This is a genomic window from Variovorax cryoconiti, assembly GCF_051216395.1.
Classification (GTDB): Bacteria; Pseudomonadota; Gammaproteobacteria; order Burkholderiales; family Burkholderiaceae_C; genus Variovorax.
This window is the reverse complement of sequence record NZ_JBPJZI010000002.1, coordinates 65420-84261: the sequence shown is the minus strand read 5'-3', so window position 1 is coordinate 84261 and position 18842 is coordinate 65420. Positions and strand designations below refer to the sequence as shown.

17 protein-coding genes are annotated in these 18842 nt (G+C 69.0%); 7 read left to right on the top strand and 10 right to left on the bottom strand.

Annotated features, from left to right (window positions below):
• Window positions 1-19: 19 nt before the first annotated feature.
• The gene (gene dkgB, locus ACSFA2_RS05175) at window positions 20-832 is read left to right on the top strand and encodes a 2,5-didehydrogluconate reductase DkgB (protein ID WP_435454248.1); all 813 of its coding nucleotides are present in this window, start codon (window positions 20-22) and stop codon (window positions 830-832) included.
• Window positions 833-844: 12 nt separating this feature from the next.
• Here dkgB and ACSFA2_RS05170 read toward each other — a convergent pair whose 3' ends face one another.
• Window positions 845-1546 (bottom strand): DUF899 family protein, encoded by a 702-nt coding sequence (locus ACSFA2_RS05170; RefSeq protein ID WP_435454247.1) that lies wholly within the window; start codon window positions 1544-1546, stop codon window positions 845-847.
• Between the two features lie 213 nt (window positions 1547-1759).
• Here ACSFA2_RS05170 and ACSFA2_RS05165 point away from each other — a divergent pair, with 213 nt between their 5' ends.
• Window positions 1760-2542, top strand: coding sequence for an IclR family transcriptional regulator (locus ACSFA2_RS05165; RefSeq protein ID WP_435454246.1), 783 nt, complete (start codon window positions 1760-1762; stop codon window positions 2540-2542).
• Between the two features lie 9 nt (window positions 2543-2551).
• On the opposite strand, the gene ACSFA2_RS05160 is transcribed toward ACSFA2_RS05165, so the two are convergent.
• From ACSFA2_RS05160 to ACSFA2_RS05120, 9 genes are read right to left on the bottom strand one after another with little or no spacing between them, the layout of a single operon-like run.
• Complete coding sequence (locus ACSFA2_RS05160; RefSeq protein WP_435454245.1) at window positions 2552-3319, bottom strand: class II aldolase/adducin family protein; 768 nt, start codon at window positions 3317-3319, stop codon at window positions 2552-2554.
• Window positions 3316-3981, bottom strand: coding sequence for an FMN-binding negative transcriptional regulator (locus ACSFA2_RS05155; protein ID WP_435454244.1), 666 nt, complete (start codon window positions 3979-3981; stop codon window positions 3316-3318). Before ACSFA2_RS05155 ends, ACSFA2_RS05160 begins: the two co-directional genes overlap by 4 nt.
• Before the next feature lie 16 nt (window positions 3982-3997).
• A complete protein-coding gene (locus ACSFA2_RS05150; protein ID WP_435454243.1) occupies window positions 3998-4984 on the bottom strand; it encodes an alpha/beta hydrolase fold domain-containing protein in 987 nt (328 codons plus the stop codon).
• A 33-nt stretch (window positions 4985-5017) separates the two neighbouring features.
• Complete coding sequence (locus tag ACSFA2_RS05145; protein ID WP_435454242.1) at window positions 5018-5944, bottom strand: 2-hydroxyacid dehydrogenase; 927 nt, start codon at window positions 5942-5944, stop codon at window positions 5018-5020.
• Window positions 5941-7584, bottom strand: a complete 1644-nt coding sequence (locus ACSFA2_RS05140) for a dipeptide ABC transporter ATP-binding protein (RefSeq protein WP_435454241.1) — start codon at window positions 7582-7584, stop codon at window positions 5941-5943. The genes ACSFA2_RS05145 and ACSFA2_RS05140 overlap by 4 nt, the downstream gene beginning before the upstream one ends.
• The gene (locus ACSFA2_RS05135; protein ID WP_435454240.1) at window positions 7584-8459 is read right to left on the bottom strand and encodes an ABC transporter permease; all 876 of its coding nucleotides are present in this window, start codon (window positions 8457-8459) and stop codon (window positions 7584-7586) included. The genes ACSFA2_RS05140 and ACSFA2_RS05135 overlap by 1 nt, the downstream gene beginning before the upstream one ends.
• Before the next feature lie 12 nt (window positions 8460-8471).
• Complete coding sequence (locus ACSFA2_RS05130) at window positions 8472-9413, bottom strand: ABC transporter permease (protein ID WP_435454239.1); 942 nt, start codon at window positions 9411-9413, stop codon at window positions 8472-8474.
• Between the two features lie 31 nt (window positions 9414-9444).
• On the bottom strand, window positions 9445-11019 hold the full coding sequence (locus ACSFA2_RS05125) for an ABC transporter substrate-binding protein (protein ID WP_435454238.1): 1575 nt from the start codon (window positions 11017-11019) through the stop codon (window positions 9445-9447).
• 50 nt (window positions 11020-11069) lie between these two features.
• Complete coding sequence (locus ACSFA2_RS05120; RefSeq protein ID WP_435454237.1) at window positions 11070-12500, bottom strand: amidase; 1431 nt, start codon at window positions 12498-12500, stop codon at window positions 11070-11072.
• A gap of 271 nt (window positions 12501-12771) precedes the next feature.
• On the opposite strand from ACSFA2_RS05120, the gene ACSFA2_RS05115 reads away from it, so the two are divergent.
• From ACSFA2_RS05115 to tcuB, 5 genes are all read left to right on the top strand, one after another.
• Window positions 12772-13965 (top strand): pyridoxal-phosphate-dependent aminotransferase family protein, encoded by a 1194-nt coding sequence (locus tag ACSFA2_RS05115; protein ID WP_435454236.1) that lies wholly within the window; start codon window positions 12772-12774, stop codon window positions 13963-13965.
• Window positions 13962-15122: a CaiB/BaiF CoA transferase family protein gene (locus ACSFA2_RS05110; protein ID WP_435454235.1), complete on the top strand. Its 1161-nt coding sequence runs from the start codon at window positions 13962-13964 to the stop codon at window positions 15120-15122. Before ACSFA2_RS05115 ends, ACSFA2_RS05110 begins: the two co-directional genes overlap by 4 nt.
• 30 nt (window positions 15123-15152) lie before the next feature.
• Complete coding sequence (locus tag ACSFA2_RS05105) at window positions 15153-16088, top strand: LysR family transcriptional regulator (RefSeq protein WP_435454234.1); 936 nt, start codon at window positions 15153-15155, stop codon at window positions 16086-16088.
• A 99-nt stretch (window positions 16089-16187) separates the two neighbouring features.
• Window positions 16188-17624, top strand: a complete 1437-nt coding sequence (tcuA, locus tag ACSFA2_RS05100) for an FAD-dependent tricarballylate dehydrogenase TcuA (RefSeq protein WP_435454233.1) — start codon at window positions 16188-16190, stop codon at window positions 17622-17624.
• Window positions 17608-18834 (top strand): tricarballylate utilization 4Fe-4S protein TcuB, encoded by a 1227-nt coding sequence (gene tcuB / locus ACSFA2_RS05095; RefSeq protein ID WP_435454232.1) that lies wholly within the window; start codon window positions 17608-17610, stop codon window positions 18832-18834. Before tcuA ends, tcuB begins: the two co-directional genes overlap by 17 nt.
• Window positions 18835-18842 lie beyond the last annotated feature (8 nt).

The following is an 18842-nucleotide window of genomic DNA, read 5'->3' as shown; positions in this document are numbered from 1 at the left end:
CTCAAAGGACAACGACACCATGCACACGAACACCATTCCCGCCTTCGGCCTCGGCACCTTCCGCCTGAAGGACCAGGTCGTCATCGACTCGGTCCGCACCGGCCTCGAACTGGGCTACCGCCTCGTCGACACCGCGCAGATCTACGGCAACGAAGCCGAGGTCGGCCAGGCGGTCGCCGAGAGCGGCGTGCCGCGCGACGAACTCTTCATCACGACCAAGATCTGGACCGCGAACTACGCGAAGGACAAGCTGGTGCCGAGCTTGAAAGACAGCCTGCAGAAGCTGCGCACGACCCAAGTCGACCTGACGCTGATCCACTGGCCCTCGCCGAAGAACGAAGTGCCGGTCGCCGAGTTCATGGGCGCGATGATGGACGCCAAGGCGCAGGGCCTGACCAAGCGCATCGGCATTTCCAACTTCAACATCGCGCTGATGAAGGAAGCCATCGCGGCGGTGGGCGCGGAGAACATCGCGACGAACCAGATCGAGCTCTCGCCCTTCCTGCAGAACGGCAAGGTGGTCGATTTCGCGAAGAGCCAGGGCATCCACATCACCTCGTACATGACGCTGGCCTACGGCAAGGCGCTGAAGGATCCGGTGATCGATGCCATCGCCAAGGCGCACAACGCGACGCCGGCGCAGGTGGTGCTGGCCTGGGCCATGCAACTGGGCTACGCGGTGATCCCCTCGTCGACCAAGCGCGAGAACCTGGCGAGCAACCTGCTGGCGCAGCAACTCAAGCTCGGCGACGCCGACATGGCGCGCATCGCCGCGCTCGACCGCAACGAGCGCCTCACCAGCCCCGAAGGCCTGGCGCCGGCCTGGGACTGATCGGCGGGCCCGTCAGTAGTTGAGTTTCGGGTACCAGTCGGTCCCGCGCCCGCCCGGCGTCAGGTCGAGGATGGACCACAGCGACGCGATGTCGGGCGAATCGCGCGGGTCCTGCCCGGGATCGGCCATCTCGCCCGTCATCTCGCTGGCCCAGAACAGCCGCACCGTGTCGCCCTCGCGATGGAAGACGGTGAGCGCGGGGTACTCGCTGCCATCGGGCATGAGCACGCCGAGGTCCTCGGCCCAGTCGTCGCCGACCGTCTGCACGAAGTTCAGGTCGCGCCAGCCACGCTCCTGCGCAAAGGCGAACTGGCGCTCGACCGACGAGCGCCCGAGCACCTTCAGCGCCACGCGCTGCTTGATGTCGGCGGCGTTGCCGTTCAGCGCGCCCAGCATGTTGGTGCACATCGGACAAGGCCGCTCGCGCTGCGGGCCGTACATCCAGAAGTAGGCGACCAGCGTGTCCTTGTCGCCGAACAGATCGCGCAATCCGACCTCGAAGGCCTGCTCGTCCTTGAAACGGTAGTTCTTCGCGATGACCGGGCCGGGCGGCAGCGCCTGGCGCTGCGCGACCAGGCGGGTGGCGTGCCGTCGGAACTCGATTTCTTCGGCCAGCAGCGCCTCACGCGCGGCGTCGTAGGCGGCGGAGGCGCCGGGAAAAGGCGTCCGGGCATGGGTGGCCAGTTCGGCCGCGGGTCGGAGTGCATCGGACATGGGTCATGCTCCTTGTGTCGTCGTCAGTCGCATCGCCTGTGCCCCAAAATGCCGGCCTCGCGCAGGCCTGACGAAACGCACAGCGAGGGTCCGATCCTGCACCCCTGCAGACGTTCTTCCAAGATCGATATTCGATCGACGGCGGGCGCATCGCAATACATTGCGCGTTATCCTCGGGCCTTGCGGCTGCGGTCGCGCTGCCCACCCCATCGAATGACGACCGCTCCCCGCACCGACACGCTCTACATCCAATCGCTGGCCAAGGGCATGCGCGTGCTCGAGTGCTTCGCGGACCATCCGTCGCCGCTGAGCCTCAACGACATCGCCACCTTCTGCGACATGGACCGCAGCGCCGCGCAGCGCATGGCCTACACGCTGGTGTCGCTGGGCTACCTGGAGCGGGGCGTGAACGGACGGGGCTTCGTGCTGGGCAAGAAGATCCTGGAGCGCACATTCGACTACCTGCGCAGCGTGCCGCTGCTGGAGCGCGCCACGCCGCTGATCGTGGACGTGCAGAAGGAGTCGGGCGAGCGCGTCGAGCTGAGCCTGTTCGACGACCTCACCATCATCTTCGCGCTGCGCCGCCAGACCAAGCGCCAGACCTACACGACAACGCTGATCGGCCGGCGGCTGGCGACCATCCACACCGCCAGCGGCCGCGCCGTGATGTCGCATCTGCCGGCGGAGACGGTCGACGACATCATCGCGCGCTCGAGCGCCACGCCGCTCACCTCGCGCACCGTGACCGATCCGGCCCGCATCCGCGAACTGGTGGCACAGGCCGGGGCGGACGGCTACGCGCTGGCCTCCGAAGAAAGCATGCTGGGCGAGATCAACCTGGCGAGTGCGGTGCTCGACCACGAAGGCAAGCCCATCGCCGCCATCGACATCTCCGGCTCGCTCGCCGACTGGACGGCCGAGGAGTTCGCCAAGCGCTTCTCGCCGATGCTGATCGGCGCGACGCGGGCGCTGAGCGGCAAGCCCGGGCTGTCCTGAGCCCCAGGTTCAGAGCAGCCGCAGCGCCGCCTTCCACACGCGCTCGCAATACGCCATCGCGGTCGGCCGCTCGAACTGCCGCGCCGTGCGCTCGCACACCTCGGCCGACGGGTAGACGAGCTCGTCCCCACCCATCGTCGCCTTGACCTGCGCCTGGCAGGCGCGCTCGAGGTAGTAGATGTTCACGAAGGCTTCGGGGATGGTGCGGCCCGCGGCCAGCAGGCCGTGGTTGCGCAGGATCATGGCCTTGTGCGTGCCCATGTCGGCCACCAGCCGGTCGCGCTCGGCCAGGTCGAGCGCGATGCCCTCGTAGTCGTGATAACCCAACCGGTCGTAGAAGCGCAGCGCATGCTGCGTGATCGGCAGCAGCCCCTTCTTGCGGCAGGCCACCGCCATGCCGTCGGCCGTGTGCGTATGGATCACGCAGCTCAGGTCGTGCCGGGCCATGTGGATGGCCGAATGGATGGTGAAGCCGGCTGCGTTCACCCGGTTGGTGTCGTCATCGCCGGGGTCGACCGGGTTGCCGTCGGTGTCGATCTTCACCAGGTCCTCGGGCCGCATCTCGTGAAAGAGCACGCCGTAACGGTTGATGAGGAAATGATGCTCCGGCCCCGGCACGCGCGCGCTGATGTGCGTGTCGATGAGGTCGGTCATCTTGAAGTGCGCGATCAGCCGGTAGAGCGCGGCCAGGTCGTGGCGCACCTGCGCCTCGGTGGGCTCGGCCGACACGGCGCTGGCGTCGGCAGCATGGGAAAGCGGGAGGTCGGCAAGGTTCATGACGGGCTCGCGATGGGTTGGGAAGCAAAGGCGTTCTGCATGTCGGGCTGCGCACGGATGAGCCGCGCCACGGCCAGGCCGTCGGGCTCGCCCAGTGACTCGAGCGCCGCCACGACGCCGCGCCGGTCTTCGACCGACTTGTCCTGGTTCAGCTTCATCTTCCCCGACAAGGTCTCGATCGGGATTTCCAGCGCGCCGATGACCTTCAGGCGCGATCCGGCATGCGACATCGGGATCGCTTCGAAGTCCCATGCGCCGCCGAGCGGCGTGTCGTAACGCGCGACGGTGCGGCGCAGCGTGCGCATCACCGCCGCTTCCGACTCGTCGAGCACCGGCTTGCCGCGCGCGTGGATGAGCGTGTAGTTCCAGGTCGGGAAGGTCATCTGCTGCGCGTACCAGCTCGGCGAGACGAAGGCGTGCGGCCCCTGGAAGATCACCAGCACCTCGTCGGCCTCGCGCAGGTCGGCGTAAACCGGGTTGTGGCGCGCGAGGTGCGTGACCAGCGTGCCGTGCGGGCCCCGATCGGCATCGAACAGGAAGGGCAGTGGCGTCGACTGGATGCCGCTGCGGCCGTGGGTGACCAGCGTGGCGAAACTCCACGCATGCATGCCGGCGTGCAGCGCGGCGATGTCGGATTCGGCGTAGGCCGGTTGTTGGTACATGACGGGTCCCCGGGAATCAGACGGCCGACTGCTCGCGCAGCCAGCGTGCGGTGTCCTCGAACGCCTCCACCGCCAGGTCGGAGATCGACACCGCTTCGAGAAAGCTGTGCGCCGCGCCGGGGTAGACCTTCTTCTGCACCTCGTTGCCGGCCTCGCGCATCAGGCGGTCGAGTTCGATCATGTCGTCGTGCACCGGGTCGCATTCGGCCACCACCATCCAGGTCGGCGGCAGGCCGCGCAGGTCGGCGCGCAGGATGTCGATGCGCGGGTCGGTGAAGTCGGCGCCGCTGGTGAAGTGCATGGCGCGGAACCACACCATGCTCAGCAACGACAGGCCGTAGTCGCCGCCGCCGTACTGGATGACCGAGTTGCGGCACAGGTTGCTGCTCATGCTGCCGTAGTTCAGCACGATGCCCTTGAGCAGCGATTCGCCGCGGTCGCGCATCTCCAGGCTCGCGCCCATCGAGAAGATAGCGCCGGCCGAGTCGCCACCGACGAAGAGCTGCGAGGTGTCGACCGCGAGCAGCTCGCCGTGGGCCGACACCCAGCGCAGCACGTCGGCGCACTCCTGCATCGGCCGCGGGAACTTCGCCTCCGGCGCGCGGGTGTAGTGCACGCCGATGACGACGATGCCCGCGCGCTGCGCGTACTCGCGCATCACGCGGTCGTGCGTGTCGAGGCTGCCCAGCACGAAGCCACCGCCGTGCAGGTAGACGAACACGCCGGGCAGCGCGCGCACCTGCGGGTAGTGCGCGCGGATCAGCACGTCGCCGTGCCGTGTGGGCACCGTGTGCTCGGCGCGGTTGGCCATCACCGGGCCGCCCTCGACCCAGCGGCGGCGCACCGTCTCGGCGATGTCGCGCGCCTGGGCGATCGACACCGTCTCGCGGCGGCCGAAGCGGCTGGCATCGGCGTCCATGGCGCGGACGAACTGCTCGACCTGCGGGTCGAGCGGGGAGCGGGTCGGAATGGGAACGGAAATGGCGGGGTCTGCGGAACGCATGGAGTCTCCAGGGAAGAATCGATAAGAGAAGAATCAGTAGCCGCGGCCCAGGTCGACCACGTGGGCGAGCGGCTCACCGGCGACCAGGCGCCGCACGTTGTGCGCGACCTGCTCGGCCACCACGGCCGACGACGCCATGGTCGCCATGTGCGGCGTGACGACCACGCCGGGCGCGCACCACAGCGGGTCGTCGGCCGGCAGCGGCTCCTGCGCGAACACGTCGAGCACGGCGCCGCGCAGCTGGCCGCTGTCGAGCGCGCCCAGCAGGTCGTGGGCGACCAGGTGCTCGCCGCGGCCGCAGTTCACGATGGCGGCGCCGCGCGGCAGCTTGTCGAAGGTGTTCTTGCCGAGGATGCCGCGCGTGGCATCGGTCAGCGGCAGCACGCAGACCAGCACGTCGGTGACGGCCAGGAAGTCGTCGAAGGCCTCTGGCCCGGTGAACGACGCCATGCCGTCGATGGCATGCGCGCTGCGCGACCAGCCGTTGACCGCGTAGCCCAGGGCGACCAGTTGCTGAACGATGGCGCCGCCGAGCCTGCCCAGGCCCATCACGCCGACGCGGCATTGCGAGGCCGGCGTCTGCAGCGGCCGCTTCCACACCGCGTTGCGCTGATTGGCGAAGGCGACGTCGAGACTGCGGTGGAAGTACAGCACCGACCACAGCACGTACTGCACCATGCCTTCGGCCAGCTTCGGGTCGACCACGCGGCAGACCGGCAGGCCGCGCAGGTCCTGCCCCGCGACCACGTTGTCGACGCCGGCGGCGATGCTGTGCACCAGCTGCAGCCGGGGCATCTCCGAGTACACGCCGGGCGGCGCGTTCCAGCACATCGCCACCTCGGCCTCGCGGAAGGCCGGGTCGGGCCACACCACGACGTCGAGCTCGGGCGCGGCGGCCTGCAGCAGCGGGCCGAAGTACGCCAGGTTGGCCGACTGGCTGATGAGGGCGACGCGCGTCATGCCACGGCCTCCAGCGCCTCGGCATGGGCCTTCTTGCCGGGAATGGCGGCGAGCAGTTCACGGGTGTAGCCGGCCATTGGTTGCTCGAACACCGCGCGTGCGGTGCCCAGTTCGACCACCACGCCCTGCTGCATCACCGCGATGCGGTGGCACAGCCGCGCCGCGACCCGCAGGTCGTGCGTGATGAAGACGATGCTCAGGCCCAGGCGCTCGCGGATCTCTTCCAGCAGGTCGAGGATCTGCGCCTGCACCGAGACGTCGAGGGCCGACACCGCCTCGTCGGCGATGAGCACCTCGGGCTCCATCATCAGCGCGCGGGCGATCGACAGCCGCTGGCGCTGGCCGCCCGAGAACTCGTGCGGAAAGCGGTCGAGCGCACTGGCGTCGAGCCGCACCAGCGCCAGCATGCGCAGCATGCGCGCCTGCACGGCCTCGCGCGACTCGCCGTAGTTCATCGGCCCTTCGGCCAGCGAGCTGCCGATCTTCATGCGCGGGTTGAAGGAGCGGTACGGGTCCTGGAAGATCATCTGCACGCGCTTGCAGTGCGCGCGCCATTGCGAGCGCGACAGATGCGTCACGTCGATGCCGTCGAGCAGGATCTGGCCCGAGGTCGGCGCCGCCATGTGCGCGAGGCAACGGCCCAGCGTGGTCTTGCCGGAGCCCGACTCGCCGACGATGCCCAGCGTTTCGCCGCGCGCCAGCGACAACGTCACGCCGCCCAGCGCATTCACCACACGCCGACGCGAGGCGAAGAAGCTCGCCGTCTCGTAGCGCACGGTGAGGTCCTTCACCGACAGCACGGTGTCGGCGGCGCCCTCCTGCGGTTGCGCACCGAACTCGCCGCGAGGCACCGCCGCCAGCAGCTTCTTCGTGTACGGCTGCTGCGGGTTGCGCAGCACCTCGGCGGCGGTGCCGCTCTCGACGATGCAGCCATGCTGCATGACGATCACGCGGTCGGCGATCTCGGCCACCACGTCGAAGTCGTGCGTGATGAAGAGCACGCCGTTGTCGTGCTTGTCGCGCAGCTCGTTCAAGAGGCGCAGCACCTGTGCCTGCGAGGTCACGTCGAGCGCGGTGGTGGGCTCGTCCGCGATGATCAGCGCCGGCTTCATCGCCAGCGCCATCGCGATCATCACGCGCTGCCGTTGTCCGCCCGAGAGCTGATGCGGAAAGGCACTGCGCAGCGTCTCGGGCGACGGCAGCTTGACGTCGACCAGCAAGCCAAGCACGCGCTGCGAGACCTCGGCCGCGTTGAGCGACGGCTGGTGGAACTCGAAGACCTCGGCGATCTGGTCGCCCACGCGCATCAGCGGGTTCAGCGCAGTCATCGGCTCCTGGAAGATCATCGCCATGCGGTCGCCGCGCAAGGCGCGCAGCTGGCTGCGCGTGCTGTGCGTGATGTCCCGGCCTTCGAGCAGGATCTGCCCGCTCTCCAGCGTGAGCACGCCCGGGGGCAGCAGGCCCATGACGGCGCCGGCCGTGACCGACTTGCCCGAGCCGGACTCGCCGACGATGCAGACGATCTCCTTCGGTGCGACGGTCAGGCTGATGTCCTGCGCGGCGTAGGTGCGGTCGCTGGTGCCCGGCAGGCGCACGTGGAGGTTCTTGACCTCGAGGATGGGGGTGGCGGCGGTCGTCATCAGTTCCGGCCCTTCCGTGCCAAACGCGGGTCGAGTCGGTCGCGCAGCGCGTCGCCGAACATGTTGATGGCCAGGATCAAGAGCGCCAGGAAGGCGCCGGGGAAAAGGATGATCCAGGGCGCGCGCTGGAAGTAAGGCCGGCCCTCGGCAATGATGCTGCCCAGGCTCGGCACCTCGGGCGGAAAGCCCAGGCCGAGGAAGCCCAGCACCGCTTCGGTGAGGATCGCCGCGGCGCAGACGAAGGTCGCCTGCACCACCAGCGGGTTGATGGTGCTCGGCAGGATGTGCCACACCAGCACGCGCAGCGTCGACGAGCCCATGCCGAACGACGCTTCGACGTACGGCTCCTCGCGCACCGACAGCACCACGCTGCGCACCAGGCGTGCGATCCGTGGCACCTCGGGGATGGCGATGGCCAGCACCATGGTCGAGATCTGTGCGCCACCGAGCGCCACCATCGCGATGGCCAGCAGCAGGCCGGGGATGGCCATGATGCCGTCCATCAACCGCATGATCGGCGCGTCGAGCCGGCGGAAGAAGCCGGCGACCAGGCCGAAGAACAGGCCGACGATCACCGAACTCACGCTCACCAGCACGGCCAGCGTGATCGACAGGCGACCGCCGTAGAGGATGCGCGCGAACAGGTCGCGGCCGAGCGAATCGGTGCCCAGCCAGTGCGCGCCCGACACGCCCTTGAGGCGGTCGCGCGGCGACAGGATGGCCGGGTCGTGCGCGGTAAGCAGGGGCGCGAACACCGACACCGCGACGAGCAGCAGCAGGAGCAACAACGACCACAGCATCACGCGGTCGTGCAGAACCACGCGGGCGGCGGCACGCAGGCGCGAGCGGGGTGGCGGAGAGAGAGCAACGGTCATGGTCATGGCATTTCAGTAGCGAATGCGCGGATCAAGGAGCACATAGATCAGGTCGATCGCCAGATTCACGAACACATAGATGAAGGAGAAGAACAGAATCGTCCCCTGCACCACCGGGTAGTCGCGTGCCAGCACCGCGTCGACGATCAGGCTGCCGACGCCGGGGATGTTGAAGATGGTCTCGGTCACGACCACGCCGCTGATGAGCGTGGTGATGGCGACGCCGACGACGGTCACGATGGGCGCCGCCGCGTTGCGCAGCGCATGGCGGAACAGCACGTAGCGCTCGGGGGCGCCCTTGGCGCGCGCGGTGCGCACGAAGTCCTCGCCCAGCACGTCGAGCATGCTGGCCCGCGTGATGCGCGTGATGAGTGCGACGAACACGGTGGCCAGCGTCAGGCTCGGCAGCACCAGCTGGTACAGGAAGCGCCCCACGCCGTCGGCCAGCGGCGCGTAGCCTTGCACCGGAAACCAGTTGAGCGTGACCGAGAACAGCAGGATGAGCACATAGCCGACCACGAAGGCCGGCACCGAGAAGGCCATCACCGTCAGCGCCATGGTCAGGCGGTCGAAGGTGCGGCGGTGCCACCAGGCCGAGAGCACGCCCAGCGGAATGGCGATCATCACCGTGAGCAGCAGCGAGGTCAGCGCGAGCGCGGCGGTCGGGCCGAGGCGCGCGGCGATGAGCGATGCCACCGGCTGCTTCGACACGATCGACGTGCCGAGGTCACCCTTCACCAGCGAACCCATCGCGATGCCGTATTGCACGGGCAGCGGCCGGTCGAGCCCGAGGTTGGTGCGGATCTGCGCGATGGTCTCTTCGCTCGCCATGTCGCCCGCAATGACGCGCGCCGGGTCGCCAGGGGCCATGCGCAGCAGCAGGAACACCACGGTGGCCACGATGAGCACGACCGGGATGGCCGCCACCAGCCGTTTGAGGACGAGGCTCAGCACGGGACGCTCCTTGTCGAGAAGGCTTCGCGCGTCACTTGCTCGACCAGAACAGCGGCAGCTGCGCGTCGACCAGCTTGCCGATCTTCGGCGTGTAGGCCTTGTATTCGATGACTTCGCCCAGCGGCACATACATCACCTCGTCGTACGAACGCTTCTGGATCGCCTTGGCGATGTCGGCCCGCTTGGCCGGCTCGGTCTCGGTGGCAAACTGGTCGCGCAGGCCTTCCATCGTGTCGTCCTTGGTCCAGCCGGCGTAGCCGACCTCGCCACGGCCGTCGAGGTTGGGGTTGGCCACCGGGTTGATCAGGTCGACCGTCGCCAGGCTCGACTGGAAGATGCTCCAGCCGCCCTTGTCGACCGGGTCCTTCTTGGTGCGGCGCGCCAGCAGCGTGGTGAAGTCCATCGCCTGCATGTCGACATTCATGCCGATGCTGCGCAGCGCCTGCGCCGTGATAGGCGCGATGTTGACCAGGCTGCGCACGTCGGTGGAATGCAGCACCACGACCTTCTCGCCCTTGTAGCCGCTGTCCTTGAGCATCTGTTTGGCTTTGGCGAGGTCGGGCTTGTGGACCTGCGGCGCGCCGTCGTCGGTCTTGTAGGGCGAGCCGCAGCTGAGCACCGCGCCGCAGACGCGGTAGCGCTTGGGGTCGCCGATGGAGGCGTCGAGGTAATCGAGCTGGTACAGCGCGGCCATGGCGGCGCGGCGCACCTTCACGTTGTCGAAGGGCGGCTGCAACCAGTTCATGCGCAGGGTGTACATGTTGGTCTCGCGGCTCTTGGGCTCGGCCTTGACGTTCTTCACGCCGACCAGTTGCTCCAGCAGGTCCGGCGCGACGTTCTCGATGAAGTCGATCTCGCCGTTGCGCAGCGCGTTCACCGCGGTCTGGCCGTCGGCGATGTTCACGACTTCGAGGCGATCGATGGTCACGACCTTGCCGCCGGAAAAGTTGGCGGCCGGCTCGTTGCGCGGCACGTAGTCGGCGAACTTCAGGTACGTCGCCTTCACGCCGGGCTGGAAGTCGCCCTGCACGAACTTGTACGGGCCGGAGCCGACCATCTCGGTGATCGCCTCGTTGGGCGAGGTCGAGGCCAGGCGCTTGGGCATGATGAAAGGCACCGGCGAGCCGGGCTTGGCCAGCGAATCGAGCACCAGGCCGTAGGGCTTCTTCAGCTGCAGCGTGAAGGTCGACGCGTCGACCGCGGTCATCTTCTCGGTCGTGGCCAGGAGGCGCGTGCCCAGGCCGTCGCGCGCCGCCCAGCGGGTGATCGACGCGATGACGTCGTCCGACGTGACGGGTGTGCCGTCATGGAACTTGAGGCCATTGCGCAGCTTGAAGGTGTAGGTCAGCTTGTCGGCCGAGAGCTTGTAGCTGTCGACCATCTGCGGCTGCGGCTTGCCCTCGTTGTCGAGCGAGAACAGCGTGTCGAACACCAGGTAGCCGTGGTTGCGCGTCACGTAGGCGTTGGTGAAGATGGGGTCGAGCACACGCAACGGCGCGTGCATCACGACCTTGACCGAGGTCTGGGCCTGCGCGGCGCTAGGCACCGCCGGCAGGACCAGGGCCGCGCACAGGGCGGCAGCGGCGAGGAGCAGGTTCTTCTTCATACGATTCCTTCGGAAGGGTTGAGATGAAAGGGGGCGTGAACGGTGGGGGATCAGGCGAAAGCCGGACGGCGATGCGCCCACGGTGCCGCCTGTTCGAGCTGCGCCGACAGCGCCAGCACCAGGTCTTCGCGGCCGAAGCGGCCGATGAGCTGGGTGCCGATCGGCACGCCGGCGTCGGTCCAGTTCATCGGCAGCGTGGCGGCCGGCTGGCCCGAGGCGTTGATGACGGCCAGGAAGGTCGCGTAGCGCGACACCTTCTGGCGGAAGTCCCAGAAGCCGCCCTTGAGCGCGAGTTCGCCGAGTTGCATCGGCAGCTGCGTGAGCGTGGTGCTGATGACGAGGTCGCAGTCGCGCATCGCGTGGTCGAAGGCACGGCCGATGGCGTGCAGGCGCTGGATCGATTCGACGTACTGCGCGGCCGTCAGGCCCTTACCCACGGCGTACCCGTCGCGGATGACTTCCTCGATGTCGTCGTCACCGAGCGGCCGGCCCCGCAGCTTCACGCGGTTGTCGACCGCCACCACGATGTTCGACGCCAGCATCGTGCCGTGTGCGCGGATGAAGCCGTCGTAGTCGATGTCGGGCAGCGGCACTTCGACGATCTCGTGGCCCATGTCGCGGCACAACGCGACCGTGCGGTCGACGGCGGCCAGGCATTCGGGCGCGATGGCGATGTCGTTCCAGGCCTGGCGCCACACGCCGATGCGCAGGGGCTTCGTCGGCGCGCGCGCGATCAGTTCGAGGTAGCTGCCCTCCTTCGGCGGCGCGCTGTAGGGCGCGCCGGGTTCGTAGCCGCTGATGGCGTCCATCGCGGCGGCCGTGTCGCGCACGCTTCGGCTCAGCACGCCGTCGACCGCCATGCCGCCCCAGCCTTCGCCGCGGAACGGGCCCATCGGCACGCGGCCACGGGAAGGCTTCAGGCCGTACACGCCGCAGCTGGCGGCGGGCAGGCGGATCGAGCCGCCGCCGTCGCTGCCGTGCGCGATCGGCACGATGCCGGCGGCGATCGCCACCGCCGCCCCGCCGCTGGAGCCGCCGACCGAGCGGCTGCGGTCCCACGGGTTGAGCGTGGGGCCGCCGTTGCGCACGGCTTCGGTCGACGGGCCCATGCACAGCTCCGACACGGTGCTGCGCGCGAAGGCGAGCAGGCCGGCCGCCTCGAAGCGGTCGGTCAGCGTGGCGTTGATGTTGTAGGTGGTGTCGTCGAGCAGGCGCGAGCCGATGCTCGACGGGAAGCGCGTGGACGCCAGCCCCGAATCCTTCAGCAGGAACGGGATGCCGCCGAACACGCCGCGTTGCCGCCAGCCGTGCGCGAGGTCGATCGAGGCGTCGAATCGCTCGTAGGTCAGCGCGTTGAGGTCGGCGCGCTGGCGCGCGATGTCGATCGCGCAGCGCATCAGCGCCTCGGGGGTGGTCTTGCCTTGCGCCAGCAGCTCGGCCATGCCGAGGCCGTCCAGCGCCACGTAGTCTTCGATGCTCAAGGTCGTCATTCCGTCGTTTCCGTTCGATGTCTTAAATATTGCATTGCGATTCTTTAATATCGTATCTAGATAATGTTCGCCGATTCGGTGCAGCGGAGCAATCCCGGTGCGCCCCGTACTAACCCTGCTGTCCAAACGCCTTCAAAACGTGCAAGATGCCCTTTATGTATCACTTTGCGATACTTGAAGATCGCTAATCAATTTACATAAGCAAGCTCCGTGCGCGCTTTTTCGCGTGCCTCCACTTTTCACGCTTTCCAGGATTCCCACCGTGACCTCCTCGCCCCGCGTTCCCGGCGCCGCCTTCCTTCACGCCCCCGGCCCGACCCATCTGCCGAAACTCGTGCTCGACGCGATGAGCACCCAGCCCATGGAACTGGGCGACCCGGCGCTGGACGCGCTCATTGCGCGCTGCGAAAGCGGGCTCAAGCAGGTGTTCGGCACGACGCACGACGTGTTCATGTATGCGGCGAACGGCCACGGCGCCTGGGAAGCCGCCATCACGAACATCGCGGCGCCGGGCGCCTGCGTGCTGATGGCGGGCAGCGGGCCGTTCGCGGAAACCTGGGCGCTGCATGCCGAGGCGCTGGGCGTGCGCGTGTTGCGCACGCCGTGGGTGGAGGGCCATCCGGCGAGCGCCGAAGCGGTCGAAGCAGCGCTGCGCGCCGACGCAGCGCGCGAGATCGTCGCGCTGTTCGCGGTGCACACCGACACGGCCAGCGGCGTGACCGGCGACCTCGCCGCTTTCCGCGCGGCGCTCGATGCGGCCGGCCACCCGGCGTTGTTCGTGGTCGACGTGGTGGCCTCGCTCGGCGCTGCGACCTTCGCGATGGACGCGCTGGGCGTGGACGTCGCCATCGGCGCGTCGCAGAAGGCACTGATGATGCCGCCCGGCCTGTCCTTCGTGGCGGTGAACGACAAGGCGATGCAGGTCGCGCGCGCCAACACGCTGCCGCGCTATTACTGGGACTGGCAGCGCCGCCAGAGCGAACTCAACTACCGCAAGTTCGCGGGCACGCCGCCGCAGGCGATGCTGTTCGGGCTCGAGGCCGCGCTCGCGTTGGTGGCGCACGAAGGCTTCGACGCCGTGATCGCGCGGCATCGCCTGCTGGCCGACGCCGTGCACGCGGCGGTCGAAGGCTGGAGCGAAGGCGGCGCCCTGTCCTTCCACGTGCAGGTGCCCGCCGCGCGGTCGGTGTCGGTCACCACCATCGCCGTCGCCGAAGGCATCGACCCCGAGGCTTTGCGACGCGTGGCGCGCGAACGCTTCCATGTCGGCATCGCCGGCGGCCTCGGCGCATTGGCCGGCCGCCTCTTCCGCATCGGCCACCTGGGCGACCTCAATGCACCCATGGTGCTCGGCTGCCTCGCGGGCGTCGAAGCCGCGATGACGGTGCAGGGCATCCCCTTCGGCCCCGGCGTGGAACGCGCGGTGCGCGTGCTGGCCGCGGGCAGCGCGTCATGAGCGGGCCGCTCGAGGGCATTCGCGTCATCGACCTCACCTCGGTCGCGATGGGGCCGTATGCCACGCAGATCATGGGCGACATGGGTGCCGACGTGGTCAAGATCGAATCGCGCGACGGCGACGTCTTCCGCCATGCCGGGCCGGCGCGCCACGCGGGCATGGGGGCGCCCTTCCTCAACTTCAACCGCAACAAGCGCAGCGTGGTGCTCGACCTCAAGTCGCCGGACGACGCGGCGAGCCTGCGCGAACTGGTGAAGAACGCCGACGTGTTCGTGTCGAACGTGCGTCCCAAGTCGATGGCGCGCCTGGGCCTGGACGACGCCGCGCTGCGCGCGCTCAACCCGCGGCTCGTCTACTGCGGCGCCTACGGCTTCTCGGAGCAGGGGCGCTACGCCGGGCGGCCGGCCTTCGACGACATCATCCAGGCGATGAGCGGCATCGCCGCCATCCAGGCCAACGCCACGACCGGCGAGCCGGCCTACGTCAACACCATCATCGCGGACAAGACTGCGGGCCTGACCATCGCCTGGGCGGTGGCGATGGCGCTGTACGAACGCGAGCGCTCCGGCCTCGGCCAGGCCATCGAGGTGCCGATGTTCGAGACGCTGGTCGGCTTCGGGATGATGGAACACCTGGCCGGCCGCACCTTCGACCCGCCCGAAGGCCCGATGGGCTACGAGCGCCTGCTCTCCAGCGCGCGCCGCCCCTACCGCACGCAGGACGGCTTTATCGCGCTGCTGCCCTACACCACCGCGCAATGGCAGCGCTTCTTCCGCCTGGCCGGCCGGCCGGAGGTGGCCGAAGACCCGCGCTACATGGAGCCCGCGCAACGCAGCCGCAACATCCACGCGCTCTACGGCATGCTGGCCGACCTGGTCGCCGAGCGCCGCACCGCGCAGTGGCTCGCGCTGCTGGCCGAGGCCGACATCCCGCATTCGGAAGTGCTGTCGATGGACGCCGTGATGGCCGACCCGCACCTGCACGAGGCCGGCATGGTGCAGCAGCACCAGCACCCCACCGAAGGCGCGCTCACCGGGCTGGGCATCGCCACCCGCTTTTCGCGCACGCCGGGCAGCATCCGCCGGCTTGCCCCCACGCTGGGGCAAGACGTGATGGCCGACATCGCGGCCGAGTGGTCGACGGCGCCCGGCCGCTGACCGGCCCCGGGGGCGCCGCACAATCGGGCGATGGAACTGCGCCAACTCCGCTACTTCGTCCGCATCGTCGAGCTCGGCAGCATGGGCCGCGCCGCGATCGATCTGGGCGTGGTGCAGTCGGCACTGAGCCAGCAGATCAGCCGGCTCGAAGGCGAACTCGCCACACGCCTGCTGCAGCGCACCGGCAAGGGCGTGGTGCCGACGGAAGCCGGCCTCGCCTTCTTCCGCGAAGCCCAGCTCACGCTGCGCCACGCGGCGCAGGCGGCACTCGTCGCACAGCACGCGCGCTTGACCGGCACGGTGAGCATCGGCCTCGCCCCGACCACCTCGGCCGTGCTCGCGCTGCCCCTCATGCGGGCGATGCGCGAGCGCTACCCCGATGTACGGCTGCACATGGTCGAGAGCCTTTCGGGCCATCTCACCGGCATGCTCAATTCACGCCAGCTCGACCTGGCGGTGCTGTTCCACACCCAGGGCGCCAAGCGCTGGAGCGTGACGCCGCTGCTGGAGGAAAAGCTGCTCCTCATGCGCGCGCGGCGCCATCTGTCGCCCCGCGAGAAGGCCGGCACGCGGCCGGTGACGATGCAGAAGCTGGCCACCGTCCCGTTGATCCTTCCGACCGGCACGCACGGCCTGCGCAGCGTGATCGACGCGGCCTTCGTGCGGGCGCAGCTCGTGCCGACCCTGGTCGGCGAGATCGATTCGCTGCCGATGCTGATGGACGCCGTCGACGCCGGCTTCGGCGCGACCGTGCAGCCCGGCGCCGCGGTCGGCCGCTTCTCGGATGCGGCCGAGCGCTTCCACCTCGAGCCGCTCGAGGACGGCGACGCGCGGCGGCGCAATGCGCTGTGCAGCCTGTCGGACGACGAGCTCTCCCCGGCCGCGCTCGCCAGCCGGATCGTGCTGGCCGAAACGGCGCAGACGCTGGTCCGCGCCGGTCTCTGGCCGGGCGCCTCGCTCGCCTGAAGCCATCACGATCCGTGATGGGTGCATGCGCGATGCCGGGTAGGCATGTGCGCGGTGCCGGCCTAGATTCCAGGCTGGCCCACGACAGAAGAAATCACGGTGAGAGACAAACCCGATGTGCTGGTGATCGGCGGCGGCAATGCCGCGCTGTGCGCCGCCCTGATGGCCCGCGAGGCCGGTGCCTCGGTGCTGCTGCTCGAAGCCGCACCGAAAGCCTGGCGCGGCGGCAATTCGCAGCACACCCGCAACCTGCGCTGCATGCACGACGCGCCGCAAGACGTGCTGATCGACGCCTACCCCGAGGAAGAGTACTGGCAGGACCTGCTGAAGGTCACCGGTGGCCTCACCGATGAGCACCTGGCGCGCCTGACGATCCGCGCGTCGTCGAACTGCCGCGACTGGATGCGCCGCCACGGCGTGCACTTCCAGCCGCCGCTCTCGGGCGCGCTGCACGTGGCACGCACCAACGCCTTCTTCATGGGCGGCGGCAAGGCGCTGGTCAATGCCTACTTCCGCAGTGCCGAACAGCTCGGCGTGCAGATCCGCTACGACACGCCCGTCGTCTCCGTCGAGCTGGACGGCGAGCGCTTCGTGGCCGCGCGCACCGAAGCCGGCGAACGCATCGAGGCCAGGAGCTGCGTGATGGCCGCGGGCGGCTTCGAATCGAACCGCGAATGGCTGCGCGAGGCCTGGGGCCAGAACGAGCGCGGCGAATGGCCGGCCGACAACTTCCTCATCCGCGGCACGCGCTTCAACCAGGGCGTGCTGCTGAAGTCGATGCTCGACGCCGGTGCCGACCGCATCGGCGACCCGTCGCAAGGCCACATGGTGGCGATCGACGCGCGCGCGCCGCTGTACGACGGCGGCATCTGCACCCGGATCGACTGCGTCTCGCTGGGCGTGGTGGTCAACCGCGAGGCGGAGCGCTTCTATGACGAGGGCGAAGACTTCTGGCCCAAGCGCTATGCGATCTGGGGCCGGCTGGTGGCACAGCAGCCGGGGCAGATTGCCTGGTCCATCATCGACCAGAAGGCGGTCGGCCGCTTCATGCCACCGGTGTTCAGCGGCACGCAGGCGGCCACGCTGGGCGAGCTGGCACGCAAGATCGGCGTCGACGAGACGACCTTCGTGCGCACCGTCGAGGACTACAACGCGGCCTGCCGCGTCGGCCGCTTCGACCACACCGCGCTGGACGACTGCCACACCGAAGGCGTGACGCCGGCCAAGACCCACTGGGCGCGGCCGCTCGACACCGCGCCTTTCACCGCCTACCCGGTGCGCCCGGGCATCACCTTCACCTATCTGGGCTTGAAGGTCGACGAGACAGCGGCCGTGCGCTTCGGCGACCGGCCGAGCCCCAACCTCTTCGTGGCCGGCGAAATGATGGCCGGCAACGTGCTCGGCAAGGGCTACACGGCCGGTGTCGGCATGAGCATCGGCACCGCCTTCGGCCGCATCGCCGGCACACGCGCCGCGCACGCCGCACTGAACACCCCCCACGTTTCCCCGGAGGCCGCCCTTGCAGCAGCTCACTGACCTCGTCGCACGCGCGCGTGCCGACGCGGACGGCATCGGCAGCGCCTCCGCGCGCGTGATCCCGATCCACCCCGCCCTGCCGCTGAACGCCGCCGAAGGCGAAGTCGCGCGCATCCTGCAGATCTGCAATGCCTGCCGCTACTGCGAAGGCTTCTGCGCCGTCTTCCCCGCCATGACGCGCCGGCTCGAATTCGGCAAGGCCGACACCCATTACCTGGCCAACCTGTGCCACAACTGCGGCGCCTGCCTGCATGCCTGCCAGTACGCGCCGCCGCACGAGTTCGCGGTGAACGTGCCGCGCGCCATGGCCGAGGTGCGGCTGCAGACGTACCACGACTACGCCTGGCCGCCGGCCATGGGCGCGCTGTACCGCCGGGCCGGGCTGACGGTGGCGCTGGCGCTGGCCGGCGGGCTGGCGCTGTTCCTGGTGCTGGCGGTGGCGATGTCGGGCTCGCTGCTGCACGAGCCACTGGCCGGCAACTTCTACGCGATCTTTCCGCACAACTTCCTGGCGGCGGTGTTCGGCGCGGTGTTCCTGTTCGTGATCTTCGCGCTGGGCATGGGCACGCGGCGCTTCTGGCGCGAGGTGTCGCCGGCCGTCGACAACCCGCGCCCTGAAGTCAACGGGGTACGCGCCGCCGCCAGCGCGGAAGCCGTGCACGACGTGCTGCGGCTGAAGTACCTCGGCGGCGGCCACGGCGAGGGCTGCAACAACGCGGACGACCGCTTCACGCTGTGGCGCCGGCGCTTCCACCACTTCACCTTCTATGGCTTCATGCTGTGCTTCGCGTCGACCAGCGTGGCGACGCTCTACCACTACGCCTTCGGCCTGCAGGCGCCCTACGCGCTGACCAGCCTGCCGGTGCTGCTGGGCACGGCCGGCGGCATCGGCCTGGTGATCGGACCCGTTGGCTTGCTGTGGTTGAACCTGCGACGCGACCCGGCGCATGGCGATGCCGCGCAGCGGCCGATGGACCGCGGCTTCATCGCCCTGCTGCTGCTGACCAGCCTCACCGGGCTGGCGCTGCTGGCCTGGCGCGACACGCGCTTCATGGCGCTGCTGCTGGCGGTGCACCTGGGCGTGGTGATGGCGCTGTTTCTCACGCTGCCCTACGGCAAGTTCGCGCACGGCATCTTCCGCTCGGCGGCGCTCTTGAAGTTCGCGATCGAAAAGCGCCTGCCCAGCCGCCTGCAGCTGGGTGCCGACTGACTTTCATC

Coding starts and splice junctions, on each gene's coding strand:
- dkgB (WP_435454248.1), top strand. CDS start 20: ATGCACACGAACACCATTCCCGCCTTCGGCCTCGGCACCTTCCGCCTG.
- ACSFA2_RS05170 (WP_435454247.1), bottom strand. CDS start 1,546: ATGTCCGATGCACTCCGACCCGCGGCCGAACTGGCCACCCATGCCCGG.
- ACSFA2_RS05165 (WP_435454246.1), top strand. CDS start 1,760: ATGACGACCGCTCCCCGCACCGACACGCTCTACATCCAATCGCTGGCC.
- ACSFA2_RS05160 (WP_435454245.1), bottom strand. CDS start 3,319: ATGAACCTTGCCGACCTCCCGCTTTCCCATGCTGCCGACGCCAGCGCC.
- ACSFA2_RS05155 (WP_435454244.1), bottom strand. CDS start 3,981: ATGTACCAACAACCGGCCTACGCCGAATCCGACATCGCCGCGCTGCAC.
- ACSFA2_RS05150 (WP_435454243.1), bottom strand. CDS start 4,984: ATGCGTTCCGCAGACCCCGCCATTTCCGTTCCCATTCCGACCCGCTCC.
- ACSFA2_RS05145 (WP_435454242.1), bottom strand. CDS start 5,944: ATGACGCGCGTCGCCCTCATCAGCCAGTCGGCCAACCTGGCGTACTTC.
- ACSFA2_RS05140 (WP_435454241.1), bottom strand. CDS start 7,584: ATGACGACCGCCGCCACCCCCATCCTCGAGGTCAAGAACCTCCACGTG.
- ACSFA2_RS05135 (WP_435454240.1), bottom strand. CDS start 8,459: ATGACCGTTGCTCTCTCTCCGCCACCCCGCTCGCGCCTGCGTGCCGCC.
- ACSFA2_RS05125 (WP_435454238.1), bottom strand. CDS start 11,019: ATGAAGAAGAACCTGCTCCTCGCCGCTGCCGCCCTGTGCGCGGCCCTG.
- ACSFA2_RS05110 (WP_435454235.1), top strand. CDS start 13,962: ATGAGCGGGCCGCTCGAGGGCATTCGCGTCATCGACCTCACCTCGGTC.
- ACSFA2_RS05105 (WP_435454234.1), top strand. CDS start 15,153: ATGGAACTGCGCCAACTCCGCTACTTCGTCCGCATCGTCGAGCTCGGC.